Raw genomic sequence first — 17,081 nt, forward strand, 5'->3', positions numbered from 1 at the left:
CCGGCGCAACGACTGCGTTCGGCCTCCTGGAGGGGCGTTGGCGGCTGCTCCAACTCCTTCGCCAGGTTTACAGACTGCAGTGCGCTTGAAGGCTTCCGTCGGAACGACGGTACGGCTCAAGTCAGTCGACAAGCCTCGAATCCAGCCTTGAGCGGGTCCTCGTCCTGGGGCGTGGAGAAAATCAGCTCCAGCCGCGAGTCCTTGCGCCATTCGCTGGCCTGCCAGTGGAGGGGCGCACCGTCGAGGGCATTGCCGGAGAGCCAACCGGCGTTGCTGTGGATAACCAGCTTGGCGCGGCGCCAGCCGAGGCTCGCCAACCACAACTGCACACGCATCAGCTCGAAGGTCTGCGAGGGGTGCCAGCGCCAGCCGATGGTCCAGCCATCCGCCGCATCCTGTGCCTGGATAATGGGCTGCCCGGGGTTTATCCACAGCGCGGGCGGAGCCGCCTGGCCGGAGGGCAGGGTCGGGTTATCCACAGCGGCGCCGGCCTTGGCATCGAGCCCCGGCAGGTCGGCCAGGGGCAGACGGCCCTGCACCGTCCAGCTTACGGGCAGCGGCGGCAGTTGGTCGGCCACTCGCTGGCGGCTATCGGCATCGAGGTTCTCGGCCTTGTTCAGCACCAGCAGGCCGGCGCCTTCGAGGGCATCGCGCTGGCTGTCGGGCAAGGCATCGCCACGGGCCAGGGCGGCGGCATCCAGCACCAGCAGGCTCGGCTGCAGGGCCAGCACGCCTTCCCAGGGCGGCTCGCGCAGCTGGCGCATCAGCTCGGCGGGGTGGCCGAGGCCGGAAGGTTCGATGAACAGCCGGTCCGGCCGCGCCTTGCGCAGCAGGCGGCCGAGGCCGACCTGGAAGGGCGCACCGTTGACGCAGCACAGGCAGCCACCGGCCACCTCGGCCAGGGCGATGCCGTCGTCGCCGGTTTCCAGCAGCGCGGCATCCAGGCCGACCAGGCCGAATTCATTGATCAGCACCGCCCAGCGCTCGTCGTGCGGGCGCTGCGCCAGGAGGTGGCGGATGAGGCTGGTCTTGCCGGCGCCCAGGGGGCCGGCCACCAGGTGGGTGGGGATATGGGCAAGCATCGCGCTATGGTGCTGCGTCACGGGTTCGGAATAAAGCCTCGTGCTAGAGTCGCGCCCATTATTTTCCCGAGGTCCTGCGTTCATGCGTCTCTGCCTACTGCCCCTGCTGCTGGTCCTGTCCGCCGATGCGCTGGCCGAGGCCTGCATCGTCCACAGCCAGAGCGACCAGCTCGACGTGAAGGTCTGCCAGCAGAACCGCAGCATCCCGCCGCAGCTGTTCCGCGACGGCTTCTGCAAGCCGCAGATGCCCGGGCAGAAGGTCGAGGTGAGCTACGCCGACCAGTGCCCGAGCGGCGCTTTCGGCGTGTGCAGCAACGCCCAGGTGAGCAACATCGCCTACCGCCAGGACATCCACTACTACGGCGTGGCCACCGACGCGCGCTACCTCAAGCCCTTCTGCGAGGGGCAGAGCAAGGGCACCTGGGAGCAGGAGAAGCCCTAGTCATCCCCTGGTAACAGCGCCGTGCTTCACTGGCGCTGGGTACCTCACCCCATTCCGGCCCAGCGCCGGTGTGACTCTTGGTGATAGGGCCGCCCCACGGGGCGGCCCTTTTTTTGCCCGGCCGATGGGTTATCCACAGCCCGGCTTATCCACAGTTCAGGCCACCTGCTCACCCCAGCCACCGAAGGGGTTGGGCAACGCCTCCCAGCTCGCCATGCCCCCGGCCAGTTCGCGGTCGTCCAGCAGGCAGGCGTCCAGTTCGCGATGCAGGCGCTCGAAGTCGATGCCCTGGCCGATGAACACCAGCTCCTGACGGCAGTCGCCCACGTCCGCTTCCCAGTGGTTCATCACCGCGCGCAGGCCGTCTTCGTCGGTGGGCCACTGTTCGCGGGGTACGAAGCGCCACCAGCGCCCGGCGTGGCCATGGCGCATCAGGCCGCCGGCCTGGGACCAGCTGCCAGCCTCGCGGGGTTGGCTGGCCAACCAGAAGTAGCCCTTTGAGCGCAGCAGACGGCCGTTGGTCCATTCGCGGTCGAGGAAGGCGTGGAAGCGCTGCGGGTGGAAGGGCCGGCGCGCGCGGTAGGCGGTGGAGGCGATGCCATAGGCTTCGGTCTCCGGCACGTGCTCGCCGCGCATCTCCTTGAGCCAGCCGGGGGCTTCGGCGGCACGGTCGAAGTCGAAGCGGCCGGTGTCGAGGATCTTTTCCAGGGGCACCTGGCCCATGCTCATGGGCAGGATCTCGGCATGGGTGTTGAGGCGCGCGAGGATGGCGGTCAGCTCCTCGCGCTCGGCCTGGCTGATGAGGTCGATCTTGCTGATGAGGATGACGTCGGCGAACTCCACCTGCTCGATCAGCAGGTCGGTGATGGAGCGCTCGTCTTCCTCGCCCAGGGTCTCGCCACGGCTGGCCAGGCTCTGCGCCTCGTGGAAGTCACGCAGGAAATTCACGCCATCGACCACGGTGACCAGGGTGTCCAGCCGCGCCAGGTCGGAGAGGCTCTGGCCCTGCTCGTCGCGGAAGGTGAAGGTCTCCGCCACCGGCAGCGGCTCGGAGATGCCGGTGGATTCGATCAGCAGGTAGTCGAAGCGCCCTTCGCCGGCGAGGCGGCTGACCTCTTCCAGCAGGTCTTCGCGCAGGGTGCAGCAGATGCAGCCGTTGCTCATTTCCACCAGGCGTTCTTCGGCGCGATTGAGGCTGACGTCGCGCTGCACCTCGCTGCCGTCGATGTTGATTTCGCTCATGTCGTTGACGATCACGGCGACGCGCAGGTTCTCGCGGTTCTTCAGCACATGGTTGAGCAGGGTGCTCTTGCCGGCGCCGAGGAAGCCGGAAAGCAGGGTGACGGGGAGTCGGGCGGTCATGGGTTTCTCCGGTTCAGGCTGGGCGGCTCGGGTGGCCGCTCTGGGGGTTTCTCAGGCTTCGCGCCGGTGGCGCTCGCGTTGTTCCTGGCGTTCCTTGGCTTCGATGCACAGTTCGGCGGTCGGGCGCAGCAGCAGGCGGCGCAGGCCGATGGGCTCGCCGGTCTCCAGGCACCAGCCGTATTCGCCACGGGCCAGGCGTTCCAGGGCACCGTCGATCTTGTCGAGCAGCTTCTTTTCCCGTTCCAGGCGCCGCAGCTGCCACTGGCGCTGCTCCTCGCGACTGGCGATGTCGACGTCGTCGCTGGCCGGGTGGGCCTCGCGCAGCTCGTCGATTTCTTCGTCGATGCGGGCACGCAGGTCATCGCGTTCCGTCAGCAGCAGCAGGCGGAAATAGGTCTGCTGGGCGTCGTCCATGTAGCGATCGGCGGGCTGGTCGAGCAGGTCCTGCTCGCTGAAGGGAAGGTCGGGCATGATGGCGGCCACTTGATTTTCAAGTGTTATAACATAACATAATCTTCCGAATTCAAACCCCGGATCAACGATGAACGTCCAGACCTTGCCCGACATGGCCATCCAGAACGCCCCCTGCCACGGCGCCCTCGATTGGGTGGGCATGGGGGATATCGCCCTGCCCCTGATCCTCTGCGGCCAGCCGGTAAAGGCGCGGGTGGATATCGGCGTCAGCCTCGACGACGCCAGTGCAAGGGGCATCCATATGTCACGGCTGTACCTGGCACTGGGGGAGGAGCTGGGCAATAAACCGGCGACCTTGCCCGCGCTGCGCCAGCTGCTGCAGCGCTGCCTGGACAGCCACGAAGGCCTTTCCCGCAGCGCTTCCCTGGAGCTGCGTGGCGAGCTGTTGCTGGAGCGCCCGGCGCTGGTGAGCGCGCTGTCCGGCCACAAGGCTTATCCCTTCGAGATCGCTGTACGCCTCGATCCATGGGGGTTTCACGTGGAACTGCAGGCCGAGGTGGGCTATTCATCCACCTGCCCCTGCTCGGCGGCGCTGTCACGCCAGGCGACGCAGAATGCCTTCGCCCGGCACTTCGCCGAGCGCCTGGCGTCCTTCGAGGAGGTGCATGAGTGGCTGGGCAGCCAGGCGGGGATGCCGGCGACGCCCCACAGCCAGCGCAGCCAGGCGTACCTGCGCGTCCGCCTGGCTGGCGAGGAGTTGCCCCTGGTGGAGCTGCTGGACAGCGCCGAAGCAGCCCTGGGCACCGCCCTGCAGACGGCGGTCAAGCGTGCCGACGAGCAGGCTTTCGCAATAGCAAATGGCCACAACCTGCTGTTTTGCGAGGATGCCGCCCGCCGCCTGGACCAGGCCCTGAAAGCCCTGCCCTGGGTGTTGGCGCACCAACTGCGCGTGGTGCATGCGGAGAGCCTGCACGCCCACGACGCGGTGGCCTGCGCCAGCTGGCGATGGGAGCAGCAACCCGCGCGCTAGGGGCTCAGACGGCGAAATGCGGGGCGCCGCGCAGGCCGTCGAGGGTTTGCAGGGCCACTTCCCTGCCCTGCTCCAGCACCTGGCGCTTCCAGTCGTCCGCATCCACATAGAAGGCGTCGCGCATGCGCTGCTTGATGCGCGTGACGGTGGCGGCGTCCGCTTCGGGGTGGTTCTGCAGCCACTGTTCGGCGCGCAGGGCGCTGAGCACCTTCCAGCCCGGCTGCGTGCCGTATTCCAGGGTCAGCCCGGTGTATTCGGCCTGGGCGCATTCGGCCATCACCGCCATGTCCAGGGTGCCGTTGAGGTGCGCCGAGGTGGAGCTGCCATCGAAGCTGTTGGTCAGCCCGGGGCCCCACCAGGCACGGGAGCGTTGCATGTCTTCCTCGCGCTGCAGCCCCTTGTAGATGCGCTCGCCAACGCCGCGCGGGCCAAGCCCGGTGTGCAGGTCGATCCAGCCCAGGCGGCGGCACTGGCGGCCGTGGCGCTGGAGGATGGTGCACAGGGTGCGGTTGCTCCAGGTGGGCGCGTCCCCGGCGAAGAACAGGCCGCGGGGGTCGCCGTGCTGGCCACGGGAGATGCCCGCCTGCAAAGCGGCGCGGCCATGGCGCAGGGCGTAGCCCACCAGGCCCAGGCTGCTGAGCAGCGTCGGCGGGCAGCGCTGGGGCAGCAGCAGCGGCGCCACGGCACGGTAATCGGGGTTGTCCGGCAGTGGCTGGTCGAAGTCGACGAAGTTGCGGTTGAGGTCGACGTTCTCCTGGGTCACCCGGCGCAGCCAGGAGAAGCCATAGGGGTTCATCGCGTGGATGTAGAGCACCGCCAGGTCCGCTTCGCGGCCGCGGGCCATCCAGGCGTCGTCACCCAGCAGGTGCAGTTGCACGCCTGAGCCGCAGAAGCCTTCCACGCCATGGCAGCCACTGCTGATCACCAGCAGGTTGGCGGCATCGGCCGGGCCGCTGCGGGCGACATCGACGGCCAGTTGCTCGCCATCACGGCCGGCCAGGGGATGAATGTGGGATTCCACCACCAGCCCGCGCTCGGCGCAGCGGTTGAGGAATTTCTCGCGGGCTTCGGCGTAGCTCTGGGAAAAGCAGGACAGCGTCATGGTTCACCTGTGGATAACAGCGCGTCGTGCCAGGCACGCGGGGCCGGAGCGCGGACGGACGGATAGCCCGCACGCGGCCAGGCACGCGCCGCAATGAAGAGTGGAAAGGTGCGGGGCGGATGACCCCTGGCCCCCGGTTGCCGATCCGGCGCGCCGGGGGCCGCGACGCCGCTCAGGCGTCCGGGGTGATGCGCCCGAGGCTGCTGGTTCGCTCGCCCAGGTGCACGTCCTCGATCTCGATATGGGTGCCGAACTCGGCCGAGAGGTCCCGCAGGCGCTCGAGGATGCGCCGGGCCTGGCCGCCATTGGCGTCGGTGTCGAAGGCCAGGCGCGGGATGCCCCGCTCGGCATCCCGCCCGTCGAACCCAAGCTCGATGGGGTGCAGGAGCATCTCCTTGAGGCAGCCCTTGGCGTCGAAGCGGCATTCGGCGACCACGCTTTCGAACCAGATCGGCTCGGCGAAGATGCCCACCACGCGGCGCCATTCGAGGAACTCGGCGGGCGTCGACAGGCGCGGATTGGTGATGCCCTTGGGTCCCACGATCGCCTCGGCGGCCATCCACTCCAGCTCTTCCCATTCGTCACGGGCAACCACCTGCTGGCTGTTGTCCATGAAGCAGAAGTTGCCCAGGGAGTAGAGCAGCGGCTTGCCCTTGTACAACTCGATGCCACGCAACTGGTGCGGGCCATGGCCACAGAGCATGTCGGCGCCGTTGTCCACCAGGGCACGGGCCAGGCCCGGCAGGTAGCTGGGGACTTCGGTGGTGAAGTTGTCCGGCTCGTGGGTGTGCTGGGCGACGAGGGTGAAGTCCGAGGTCTGCTTGGCCTGGCGCAGGTTGCGCAGGATTTCGGCCTGGTCGCGCTTGTCGCACTCGTGGTGGATGCGCAGCGACCCTGGCGCGGCCTTGGGGTCGACGCGGTAGTGCAGCGCCATGCCCAGGTGCACGCTGTGCTCGCCGTGCAGGGCCTTGAGCAGGTAGTGGTCCTGGAAGGCTTCCTGGTCGTTGAGGCGCTTGAGCACGGCGAAGTCTTCCGACGACACCAGGCGATGGGGCGTGGTGCGCAGCGGGTTAAGCCCCGGGCGCGGTGGCACCACGCCGAGACCGTCGCCCGCCGGCGAGTTGGCTTCGAAGGTGGTGGCGTAGGAAATCAGCGAAGCGCGCGCCTTGCCGGTGTTGACGAAGGCCGGGGCGCGGGCGGCGGCGAGGCTGGAGCCGGTGCCGGCGTGGGCGATGCCGGCGTCGTCCAGCAGCTGGTCGGTCATGCGCATACCGGCTACGCCCCAGTCCAGCGCGTGGTTGTTGGCCCGGGCCATGAGGTTGAAGCCCATGCTGGCGAGGTCGGCCGGCGCATCGGCATCGCTGATCAGCCAGGCGAAACCGGATTCCGCCTCCGGGTGGCCGTCGTAGCGCTGCAGGTCGATGGCCGAGCCTTCGTAGTTGCCCACCACCAGATCGCCACGGCCGAGGATGTCCAGCAGCTCTGGCGACTTGCGCGCCAGCTTCTCGCGGATGGCGTGGGTGATGATGATGTCGCCCACGGCGACCACGCAGAAACCGTCCTCGACATCCGCCTCACGCCAGGTGGGTTGCAGTTCGAGGGTTTCGGGGCGTTGCTGCGGAGCTTTCACACGTTGCTGCATGACGCGTATTCCTGGCTTAGGCCTGGCACGGGGCCGGGGCGTTGACGGAGTCCTGGGAGTGGCGGGCGATCTGGCGGCGGCTGCGCTCGGGGTCGATCAGCGCCACACCGACGAGGGCACTGGCGATGAGGGCCAGGCCGAACAGGCCGACGGTGAGCTCGAAGCCCTGGAGGATGTCGCCACCGCGCCAGGCGACGGCCTGGCCCACCAGGTGCGGGGCGAGCATGCCGGCGCTGGTCATCAGGCCGATGTGGATGGCCAGCATGCTGCCGCGCTGCCGGGCCGGGGCGATGAAGGCGACGATGCTATTGGCGAAGGCCGGCAGCAGGTTCACCAGGATGCCGCCCAGCAGGTAGAGGCCGAGGGTGCCCGCCAGGCCCTGCTCGAAGAAGCCCATGACGGCCATCGCCACACCCGCCACCAGGCAGGCCAGGGTCGGCGGTGCGACCATCGCCAGGCGCACGCTGGCACCGCGCTTGAGGGCGCGCTGGGAAAGGCCGGACACCAGCAGGTTGAGGACGATCACGCCGAGGGTGGCGGCCATCACCACGTAGCCCGACTGCATGGGCGCCAGGCCCAGGCCCTTCTGCAGGTAGACCGGCACCCAGCTGTAGATCAGCGCGGTGGGCAGGTAGCTGCAGAAGCCGGCCAGGGTGATGAAGACGAAGGTGCGGTTGAGCAGCAGGCGGCGGTAGGGCACCACGGCACCGGAGGTGGCGTCGCTGGCGTCGTCATGGCGGCCTTCACGGCCGTGGACGAGCCACAACACCAGCCACACCAGGCCGGCACCGGCGAGGATCAGGTAGCCCACGCGCCAGCCCAGGTGCTGGATCAGCAGCGGCAGCGACAGGGCACCGGCGATGGCGCCGAGCATGATCGCCACCTGGATCAGCGCCGAGGGCAGCACCCGTTCACGGGGGGCGTACCACTTGAAGCAGGCGTGCTGGGTCACCGCGGTGCCCGGGCCGCAGCCGGCGCCGAGCAGCATGCGGCTGGCCACCAGGGCGAAGAAGCTGCTGCTGATGGCGGTGAGCAGTTGGGCGAGCATCCACACCAGCGACATGCCACCGAGGATCCAGCGGCTGGGCAGGCGGTTGGCGAGAAAGCCCACCAGCACGCCCGATACCGAGTAGAGGAAGAAGAAAGCGCTGCCGATGAAGCCGAACTGCTCGGGCGTCAGCTTCAGCTCGTCGATGATTTGCGGCCCGGCGAAGGCGAAGATGCTCTTGTCCAGCACGCTGATGACCATCACCGCCATCAGCAGCGCCACCACCAGCGGGCGACGCGCGTTTTCGGATGCTTGCATGGAGCGGCCCTTGCTCGAACTGCGGAATGGCACGCAGGATGCCCCAGGCCGGCGCAGGCGGATAATCACCTCTGCGCATGCGTATCGGCTTTGGTTATGCTCCCGAAAATTCCCCGCACGAGGTGCCCAGCATGCGCATTCCCTCTCGCCGGATGCCTGGCTCGGAACCTGAGCGCCCCCCTGTCCTCCTCCGCTATCGGCTGCTCGCCATTGCCATCTCGGGCGGCCTGCTGCTGGCTATCTGGCTGAAGCCCATCCTGCTGATCGGCCTGGTTGCATTGGCTTTTCTGGGGGTGGCCGAGCACGTCACCCGATCGCGCCATATCCAACGCCTGGCTCAGGAGCGGCGCGGGGAGTCCATCTGCCAGTTCGCCCGCACCTTCCCTCGGCGTGAGGTCGACACCTGGGTCATCCGCGCCGTGTACGAGGAACTGCACGACTATCTGGGCGGCGCATTGCCCATACGAGCAGACGATCATCTGCGCAAGGATCTGCGTGTGGATGGCGAGGACCTTGACCTCGACCTGCTCGGCCCCATCGCCGCACGATGCGGCCGCTCCCTTGAAAGCACCGACCTCAATCCCTGGTTCGGCAAGGTGCACCGCGTGCAGGATCTGGTGCGCTTCCTCGATCGCCAGCCACGGCTGACCTCGGCCTGAGGATCACTTCCCCGGACTATTCACTTCGTTCGGCTGCGGCGCATTGGGGTGGCGGTAGGCGTACACCAGCTCGTCGATCAGCGCCTTGGCCTCGCGGGTGACCAGCTCCTGGTCGCGGCAGACCAGGGAGATGTTCATGGGTGGCACCTGTTCGGCCAGGTCGAGGATTTCCAGGTCCTGGCCCAGCTTGCTGACGTGGTCGAGGATGCGCCGCGACCAGTAGCTGACCGCATCGGTGTTCAGCGCCAGCTCGGAGAAGAGCACCACCGAGGCGCATTCGATCACCCGCTGCGGCGGCGGCAGGCGGTAAGTCTCGAACATGCAGCCGATGCGGGACTGCTCCAGGGAGTCCTGCAGCAGCCATTCCTCCCCCAGCAGCTCGGAGAGCGAGCGGGCATTGCGCAGCGGGTGGCCCTTGCGTACGGCCAGCACCGTGGGCTGGGCGTAGAGCTCGGCCCAGTGGAAGCCATCGTTGTTGCGGCTGGCGGGCAGGGACGTGAGCACCAGGTCGAGCAGGCCTTCACGCAGGCCCTCCATCAGCTTGGAAGGACGCAGCTCGTGGATCTGCACCCGCACATTGGGGTAGCGCTTGCGGTAGCGGTTGAGGCTGTCGATGAACTGCGCGCCCGGGGTGACCGGTGATACGCCGATGGAGACCTTGCCATCCATCACGCCCTTGAGGGTGTCGATCTCCTCCCGTGCACGGCGCACCTCTTCGAGGATCAGACGCGCGCGACGCACCAGGCGCTCGCCGAAATCGGTGGCGGTGATGCCCCGGTTGGAGCGCACCAGAAGCTGGACCCCGAGATCGGCCTCGAGCTCCTTGATGCTCTTGGACAGGGCCGGCTGCGAGATGTGCAACAGGCGCGAAGCCTCCTGGATGCTGCCGCTCTCGTAGATGGCGACGATGGCGCGGAGCTGGTGCAACTTCATGGACGGGCCCGGTTTCCTGTTGACGTGGGGCGACTGTAAGGCAAGAGCCATCCCCGGTGCTGTAAAGAGAAGTAGCCCGGGCTTCAGCCCGGGGGCGCTTCTGGAGCGGAAACGAAAAGGCCCCCTTGCGGGGGCCCTTCTTTATCGACCGGGCATCATTCCACGGTGACGGACTTGGCCAGGTTGCGCGGCTGGTCGACGTCGGTGCCCTTGAGCACGGCGACGTAGTAGGACAGCAGCTGCAGCGGCAGGGTGTAGAGGATCGGCGCCAGGGCGTCGACGATGTGCGGCATGGCCACCACGTGGGTGCCTTCGCCGTTGTCGATGCCGGCTTCACGGTCGGCGAAGACCACCAGCTGGCCGCCACGGGCGCGCACTTCCTGCAGGTTGGATTTGAGCTTTTCCACCAGCTCGTTATTGGGCGCGACGGTGACCACCGGCATGTCGGCATCCACCAGGGCCAGGGGGCCGTGCTTGAGCTCGCCGGCCGGGTAGGCCTCAGCGTGGATGTAGGAGATCTCCTTGAGCTTGAGCGCACCCTCCATGGCCACCGGGTATTGGGCGCCACGGCCGAGGAACAGGGTGTGGTGCTTCTCGGCAAAGAGCTCGGCGACCTTTTCCACGGTCTTGTCCATGGCCAGGGCTTCGCCCAGGTGGGTCGGCAGGCGGCGCAGGGCTTCCACCAGGCGCGCTTCCTCGGCCTTGTCCAGGGTGCCGCGCACCTGGCCGAGGCTGAGGGTGAGCAGCAGCAGGGACACCAGCTGGGTGGTGAAGGCCTTGGTGGAGGCGACGCCGATTTCCGGGCCGGCCAGGGTCAGCAGGGTGAGGTCGGATTCGCGCACCAGGGAGCTGGTGCCGACGTTGCAGATGGCCAGGCTGGCGAGGTAGCGCCCTTCTTCATTGGAGCGTGCCTTGGCGTTGCGCAGGGCGGCCAGGGTGTCGGCGGTTTCACCGGACTGGGAGATGGTGACGAACAGGGTGTCGGGCTGCACCACGACCTTGCGGTAGCGGAACTCGCTGGCCACTTCCACCTGGCAGGGGATGCCGGCCAGGTCTTCGAGCCAGTAACGGGCGACCATGCCGGCGTGGTAGCTGGTGCCACAGGCGACGATCTGCACGTTGCGCACCTTGGCGAACAGCTCGGCGGCCTGCGGGCCGAAGGCCTGGACCAGCACGTGGTCGGAACCCAGGCGACCTTCCAGGGTGCGCTGCACGACCTTGGGCTGCTCGTGGATTTCCTTGAGCATGAAGTGGCGGTACTCGCCCTTGTCGGCGGCTTCGGCGCCTTCGTGGTACTGCACGGCCTCGCGTTGCACCGCGTTGCCCTGCTGGTCCCAGACCTGCACGCTGTCGCGGCGGATTTCGGCGATGTCGCCCTCCTCCAGGTACATGAAGCGGTCAGTGACCTGGCGCAGGGCCAGTTGGTCGGAGGCGAGGAAGTTCTCGCCCAGGCCAAGGCCGATCACCAGCGGGCTGCCGCTGCGGGCGGCCAGCAGGCGGTCGGGCTGGGCGCGGTTGATCACCGCCAGGCCGTAGGCGCCGTGCAGTTGCGGGACCACGGCCTTGAGGGCAGCGGCAAGGTCGCCGGCCTCGCCCAGGGTGTGGTGCAGCAGGTGGACGATGACTTCGGTGTCAGTGTCGGAGGTGAACACGTAGCCCAGGCCCTTGAGCTGGGCGCGCAGCGCTTCGTGGTTCTCGATGATGCCGTTGTGCACCAGGGCCAGGTCGCCGGAGAAGTGCGGGTGGGCGTTGTGCTCGGTGGGCGCGCCGTGGGTGGCCCAGCGGGTGTGGGCGATGCCCAGGCGACCGGCCAGGGGCTGCTCGGCCAGGGCCTGTTCCAGCTCGCTGACCTTGCCGACGCGGCGGCGGCGCTGGAGCACGCCATCGTTGTCCAGCACGGCGACGCCGGCGCTGTCGTAACCGCGGTATTCGAGACGCTTGAGGCCTTCCACGAGGATGGCGGTGATGTTCCGTTCAGCCACTGCGCCGACGATGCCACACATAAATTTTCTCCTCAGTTATCCACAGGCGCGCAGACCAGGGTGATGCCCCGCGCCTCTATCTGTTGGCGAGCGTCCTGGGGCAGGCGCTCGTCGGTGATCAGGGTATGGACGCTGCTCCAGGGCAGCTCCAGGTTGGGGATGCGCCGCCCGACCTTGTCGGCCTCGACCATGACGATCACCTCGCGGGCGACCTCGGCCATGACCCGCGACAGGCCCAGCAGTTCGTTGAAGGTGGTGGTGCCACGGGCCAGGTCGATGCCGTCGGCACCGATGAACAGCTGGTCGAAGTCGTAGGAGCGCAGGACCTGCTCGGCCACCTGGCCCTGGAAGGACTCGGAGTGCGGGTCCCAGGTGCCGCCGGTCATCAGCAGCACGGGTTCCTGTTCCAGGTCGCGCAGGGCGGTGGCGACGTTCAGCGAGTTGGTCATCACCACCAGGCCGGGGCGGTGGCCCAGCTCGGGGATCAGCGCAGCAGTGGTGCTGCCGCTGTCGACGATGATCCGTGCATGTTCGCGGATGCGATCAGCGGCGGCCCGGGCGATGGCCTGTTTGTAGCGGGAGACCGGCTGGCTGGCCTCGACCATGAACTCCTGGGGCACCGGCACGGCACCGCCATAGCGGCGCAGCAGCAGGCCGTTGGCCTCCAGGGCGGCGAGGTCCTTGCGGATGGTGACTTCCGAGGTGGCGAAACCCTTGGCGAGCGCGTCGACACTGACTTCGCCCTGCTCGGCCAGGAGGGCGAGGATGGCGTGGCGACGTTGCGGCGTATTGCGCTTCGACATGCTTAAGTTTCGATTCGAAAGAAAAAGAGTGCGAATCAAAACCTAACGAAGCTTTTGCGTCAAGACCTGAAACGACAAAAGGCGGCACAGGCCGCCTTTTGCAGTTATCCACAGGCTTATTTCTTCAGCTTCACCGGGCGTTTCCAGCCTTCGATGTTGCGCTGCTTGGCGCGGCCGACCGCCAGGGCGTGGGCGGGCACGTCCTGGGTGATGGTGGAGCCGGCACCGGTGGTGGCGCCGTCGCCCAGGGTCACCGGGGCGACCAGGGCGCTGTTGGAGCCGATGAAGACGTCCTCGCCCATCACGGTGCGGGACTTGTTGGCGCCGTCGTAGTTGCAGGTGATGGTGCCGGCACCGATGTTGGTGCGCGCGCCGATCTCGGCATCCCCCAGGTAGCTGAGGTGGCCGGCCTTGGCGCCCTCGCCGAGGACGGCGTTCTTGATCTCGACGAAGTTACCCACATGGGCCTTGGCCCCTAGCACCGCCCCCGGGCGCAGGCGGGCGAACGGGCCGCAGTCGGCGCCCTCGCCCACTTCGGCGCCATCCAGGTGGCTGTTGGCCTTGACGATGGTGCCACGGCGCAGGGTGCTGTCCTTGATCACGCAGTTGGGGCCGATCTGCACGTTGTCCTCGATGACCACGCGACCTTCGAGGATCACGTTGACGTCGATGAGCACGTCACGGCCAACGCTGGCTTCGCCGCGCAGGTCGAAGCGCGCCGGGTCCAGCAGGGTGACGCCCTGGGCCATGAGGCGGCGGGCGGCGCGTTTCTGGTAGTGGCGCTCGAGCTCGGAAAGCTGGATGCGGTCGTTGGCGCCCTGCACTTCCATGGCGTCCTGGGGCAGCTCGGTGGCGACCACCAGGCCATCGGCCACGGCCATGGCGATGACGTCGGTGAGGTAGTACTCGCCCTGGGCGTTGTTGTTGGAGAGGCGGCCCAGCCAGTCGGCCAGGCGCTTGCCCGGGACGGCGAGGATGCCGGTGTTGCCTTCGCGGATGAGACGCTGCTCGGGGCTGGCGTCCTTGTGCTCGACGATGGCCTTCACCACGCCTTGCTGGTCACGCACGATGCGGCCGTAGCCGGTGGGGTCGTCCAGCTCGACGGTGAGCAGCGCCAGTTGCTCGGGGCCGACCTTCTGCAGCAGGCGCTCCAGGGTCTCCACTTCGATCAGCGGCACGTCGCCGTAGAGGATCAGCACGCGCTCGGCGCTGAGCTGCGGCAGGGCCTGGGCGACGGCGTGGCCGGTCCCCAGCTGCTCGGCCTGGATCACGAAACCGAGGTCATCCGCTGCCAGTCGTTCCTTCACCGTGTCGGCGCCATGGCCGATCACCACGTGGATGCCCTGGGGCTGCAGCTTGCGCGCACTGTCGATGACGTGGCCAAGCATGGCCTTGCCGGCGATGGGGTGGAGGACCTTGGGCAGGGCCGAACGCATGCGGGTGCCCTGGCCAGCGGCGAGGATGACGATATCGAGTGACATGGAGGGGAGCTTCCGAGCCTGTGGATAACCGGCACTGCCGGAAAAGAAAAAGGGTAGCCAAGGCTACCCTTTTACTCGCTTGCGATGAAGAGCGCGGGGTTAGCCGCCGAACTTCTTGCGGATCTGCTGGACGGTGCGCAGCTGGGCAGCAGCCTCGGCCAGGCGAGCAGCGGCGGAGGAGTAATCGAACTCCGCGCCCTTCTCGTTCAGAGCCTTTTCAGCAGCCCGCAGGGACTCCTGAGCAGCAGCTTCGTCCAGGTCGCCGGCGCGCAGAACGGTGTCGGCCAGGACCTTCACCATGTTCGGCTGCACCTCGAGGAAACCACCGGAGATGTAGTACACCTCCTCCTCGCCACCCTGCTTCACCAAGCGGATCGGGCCCGGCTTGAGGTCGGTGATCAGCGGGGCGTGACCCGGCGCGATACCCAGATCGCCGAGGTTGCCGTGCGCAATCACCATCTCCACCAGACCGGAGAAGATCTCCGCTTCGGCGCTGACGATATCGCAATGGACAGTAATAGCCATACGCTTGCCTCACGTAAGCGCCCGTCGCCGGGCGCCCAGGGGGTTACAGTTTCTTCGCTTTCTCGATGGCTTCTTCGATGCCGCCGACCATGTAGAACGCCTGCTCGGGCAGGTGATCGTAGTCGCCGTTGAGGATGCCTTTGAAGCCAGCGATGGTGTCCTTCAGGGAGACGTACTTGCCGGGCGAACCGGTGAATACTTCAGCCACGAAGAACGGCTGGGACAGGAAGCGCTGGATCTTACGAGCGCGGGATACGAGCTGCTTGTCCGCTTCGGACAGTTCGTCCATACCCAGGATCGCGATGATGTCCTTCAGTTCCTTGTAACGCTGCAGAACGTACTGGACGCCGCGAGCGGTGTCGTAGTGGTCCTGACCGATCACCAGCGGGTCGAGCTGGCGAGAGGTGGAGTCCAGCGGGTCCACGGCCGGGTAGATACCCAGGGACGCGATGTCACGGGACAGAACGACGGTGGCGTCCAGGTGGGCGAAGGTGGTCGCCGGGGACGGGTCGGTCAGGTCGTCCGCAGGAACGTATACGGCCTGGATCGAGGTGATCGAACCGGTCTTGGTAGAGGTGATGCGCTCTTGCAGAACGCCCATTTCCTCAGCCAGGGTCGGCTGGTAACCCACCGCGGACGGCATACGACCCAGCAGCGCGGACACTTCGGTACCGGCCAGGGTGTAGCGGTAGATGTTGTCCACGAACAGCAGAACGTCACGGCCTTCGTCACGGAACTTCTCGGCCATGGTCAGGCCGGTCAGTGCAACGCGCAGACGGTTGCCCGGCGGCTCGTTCATCTGGCCGTATACCAGGGCCACTTTGTCCAGAACGTTGGAGTCCTTCATCTCGTGGTAGAAGTCGTTGCCCTCACGGGTACGCTCACCCACACCGGCGAACACGGAATAACCGCTGTGCTCGATGGCGATGTTACGGATCAGTTCCATCATGTTTACGGTCTTGCCGACACCGGCGCCACCGAACAGACCGACCTTGCCGCCCTTGGCGAACGGGCAAACCAGGTCAATTACCTTGATACCGGTTTCCAGCAGCTCGTTGGAGCCAGCCTGCTCGGCATAGGACGGAGCAGCGCGGTGGATTTCCCACTGCTCTTCTTCGCCAATGGGGCCGGCTTCGTCGATCGGGTTGCCCAGCACGTCCATGATCCGGCCGAGGGTCGCTTTGCCCACCGGTACGGAAATGGCCTTGCCAGTGCTGGCGACGTCCAGGCCACGTTTCAGGCCTTCGGTCGAACCCATCGCAATGGTACGTACCACGCCGTCGCCCAGCTGCTGCTGAACTTCGAGGGTGGTTTCAGCGCCTTGAACTTTCAGCGCCTCGTAGACGTTCGGCACCTGGTCACGCGGGAATTCCACGTCGATGACGGCGCCGATGATTTGAACGATACGTCCGCTACTCATCATTTGGTCCTCTGAATATTTGAACCGTTCTTAAACCGCGGCAGCGCCGCCGACGATTTCCGAGATCTCTTGGGTGATCGCAGCCTGACGGGCCTTGTTGTAGACCAGCTGAAGTTCGCTGATCAGGTCACCGGCGTTGTCAGTGGCGTTCTTCATCGCGATCATCCGCGCCGCTTGTTCGGCTGCGTTGTTCTCGACGACCGCCTGGTACACCTGCGACTCCACGTAGCGCACCATCAGGCCGTCCAGCAGCTCTTTGGCGTCGGGTTCGTAGAGATAGTCCCAGTGGTGCTTGAGATCCTGGTCGGCATCTGCCACCAGCGGAACCAACTGCTCCACGGTGGGCTTCTGGGTCATGGTGTTGATGAACTTGTTGGAGACTACCGAGAGACGGTCGATACGACCTTCCAGGTAGGCATCCAGCATCACCTTGACGCTGCCGATCAGGTCGTTGATCGAAGGCTCTTCGCCGAGTTGGCTGATGGCTGCGACGACGTTGCCGCCGAAGTTGCGGAAGAATGCCGCACCCTTGCTGCCGATCACGCAGAGATCGATCTCCACGCCCTTCTCGCGGTTCGCCGACATGTCCTTGACCAGGGCCTTGAACAGGTTGGTGTTCAAGCCACCGCACAGACCACGGTCACTGCTCACCACGACATAACCGACGCGCTTGATTTCGCGCTCGATCATGAACGGGTGGCGGTATTCCGGGTTGGCGTTGGCCAGATGACCAATCACCTGACGGATACGCTCCGCATAGGGACGGCTGGCAGCCATGCGCATTTGAGCCCTGCGCATCTTGCTGACGGCCACCTTTTCCATGGCGCTGGTGATCTTTTGCGTGCTTTTGATGCTCGCAATCTTGCTGCGAATCTCTTTTGCGCCTGCCATTTGACAC

Annotated in this window: 16 protein-coding genes; 3 read left to right on the top strand and 13 right to left on the bottom strand. The window is 66.6% G+C overall.

All coding sequences use genetic code 11. From position 1 onward, the window contains the following. Positions 1-116: 116 nt before the first annotated feature. Positions 117-1,082 carry a CobW family GTP-binding protein gene (locus OEJ36_RS01915; protein WP_263400172.1) on the bottom strand — a complete coding sequence of 322 codons (966 nt, stop codon included), beginning with the start codon at positions 1,080-1,082 and terminating at the stop codon, positions 117-119. An 82-nt stretch (positions 1,083-1,164) separates the two neighbouring features. On the opposite strand from OEJ36_RS01915, the gene OEJ36_RS01920 reads away from it, so the two are divergent. Beyond that, complete coding sequence (locus tag OEJ36_RS01920; RefSeq protein ID WP_263400173.1) at positions 1,165-1,524, top strand: NADH:ubiquinone oxidoreductase; 360 nt, start codon at positions 1,165-1,167, stop codon at positions 1,522-1,524. Between the two features lie 156 nt (positions 1,525-1,680). Here the strand turns inward: OEJ36_RS01920 and zigA are convergent, their stop codons facing one another. Then, positions 1,681-2,886, bottom strand: coding sequence for a zinc metallochaperone GTPase ZigA (gene zigA, locus OEJ36_RS01925; RefSeq protein ID WP_263400174.1), 1,206 nt, complete (start codon positions 2,884-2,886; stop codon positions 1,681-1,683). A 51-nt stretch (positions 2,887-2,937) separates the two neighbouring features. Then, a complete protein-coding gene (gene dksA / locus OEJ36_RS01930) occupies positions 2,938-3,357 on the bottom strand; it encodes an RNA polymerase-binding protein DksA (RefSeq protein WP_263400175.1) in 420 nt (139 codons plus the stop codon). 70 nt (positions 3,358-3,427) lie between these two features. Between dksA and folE2 the strand changes: the two genes are divergently transcribed. Next, entirely contained in the window at positions 3,428-4,330 is a 903-nt protein-coding gene (gene folE2, locus OEJ36_RS01935) for a GTP cyclohydrolase FolE2 (protein WP_263400176.1), read from the top strand. A gap of 4 nt (positions 4,331-4,334) precedes the next feature. Here the strand turns inward: folE2 and OEJ36_RS01940 are convergent, their stop codons facing one another. The 3 genes from OEJ36_RS01940 to OEJ36_RS01950 form a co-directional block, all read right to left on the bottom strand. Continuing rightward, positions 4,335-5,432 (bottom strand): M14 family metallopeptidase, encoded by a 1,098-nt coding sequence (locus OEJ36_RS01940; protein WP_263400177.1) that lies wholly within the window; start codon positions 5,430-5,432, stop codon positions 4,335-4,337. Between the two features lie 172 nt (positions 5,433-5,604). Then, positions 5,605-7,074: a CapA family protein gene (locus OEJ36_RS01945; protein WP_263400178.1), complete on the bottom strand. Its 1,470-nt coding sequence runs from the start codon at positions 7,072-7,074 to the stop codon at positions 5,605-5,607. Positions 7,075-7,090: 16 nt separating this feature from the next. Beyond that, positions 7,091-8,380 (bottom strand): MFS transporter, encoded by a 1,290-nt coding sequence (locus OEJ36_RS01950; RefSeq protein WP_263400179.1) that lies wholly within the window; start codon positions 8,378-8,380, stop codon positions 7,091-7,093. Positions 8,381-8,511: 131 nt separating this feature from the next. Here OEJ36_RS01950 and OEJ36_RS01955 point away from each other — a divergent pair, with 131 nt between their 5' ends. Continuing rightward, positions 8,512-9,039: a hypothetical protein gene (locus OEJ36_RS01955; RefSeq protein ID WP_263400180.1), complete on the top strand. Its 528-nt coding sequence runs from the start codon at positions 8,512-8,514 to the stop codon at positions 9,037-9,039. A gap of 3 nt (positions 9,040-9,042) precedes the next feature. Here the strand turns inward: OEJ36_RS01955 and OEJ36_RS01960 are convergent, their stop codons facing one another. From OEJ36_RS01960 to atpG, 7 genes are all read right to left on the bottom strand, one after another. Then, positions 9,043-9,972 carry a LysR family transcriptional regulator gene (locus OEJ36_RS01960; RefSeq protein ID WP_263400181.1) on the bottom strand — a complete coding sequence of 310 codons (930 nt, stop codon included), beginning with the start codon at positions 9,970-9,972 and terminating at the stop codon, positions 9,043-9,045. Positions 9,973-10,127: 155 nt separating this feature from the next. After that, positions 10,128-11,975: a glutamine--fructose-6-phosphate transaminase (isomerizing) gene (gene glmS, locus OEJ36_RS01965; RefSeq protein WP_263400182.1), complete on the bottom strand. Its 1,848-nt coding sequence runs from the start codon at positions 11,973-11,975 to the stop codon at positions 10,128-10,130. 11 nt (positions 11,976-11,986) lie between these two features. Further along, positions 11,987-12,757, bottom strand: a complete 771-nt coding sequence (locus tag OEJ36_RS01970) for a DeoR/GlpR family DNA-binding transcription regulator (RefSeq protein ID WP_021217154.1) — start codon at positions 12,755-12,757, stop codon at positions 11,987-11,989. A 116-nt stretch (positions 12,758-12,873) separates the two neighbouring features. Further along, positions 12,874-14,238 (bottom strand): bifunctional UDP-N-acetylglucosamine diphosphorylase/glucosamine-1-phosphate N-acetyltransferase GlmU, encoded by a 1,365-nt coding sequence (gene glmU, locus OEJ36_RS01975; RefSeq protein ID WP_263400183.1) that lies wholly within the window; start codon positions 14,236-14,238, stop codon positions 12,874-12,876. 99 nt (positions 14,239-14,337) lie between these two features. Beyond that, a complete protein-coding gene (locus tag OEJ36_RS01980) occupies positions 14,338-14,763 on the bottom strand; it encodes a F0F1 ATP synthase subunit epsilon (protein WP_021217152.1) in 426 nt (141 codons plus the stop codon). 43 nt (positions 14,764-14,806) lie between these two features. Continuing rightward, positions 14,807-16,183: a F0F1 ATP synthase subunit beta gene (gene atpD / locus OEJ36_RS01985; protein ID WP_021217151.1), complete on the bottom strand. Its 1,377-nt coding sequence runs from the start codon at positions 16,181-16,183 to the stop codon at positions 14,807-14,809. 30 nt (positions 16,184-16,213) lie between these two features. Then, positions 16,214-17,074, bottom strand: coding sequence for a F0F1 ATP synthase subunit gamma (gene atpG, locus OEJ36_RS01990; RefSeq protein ID WP_021217150.1), 861 nt, complete (start codon positions 17,072-17,074; stop codon positions 16,214-16,216). Positions 17,075-17,081 lie beyond the last annotated feature (7 nt).

It is taken from the genome of Pseudomonas sp. PDM13, assembly GCF_025685765.1.
Lineage (GTDB): Bacteria > Pseudomonadota > Gammaproteobacteria > Pseudomonadales > Pseudomonadaceae > Metapseudomonas > Metapseudomonas solani.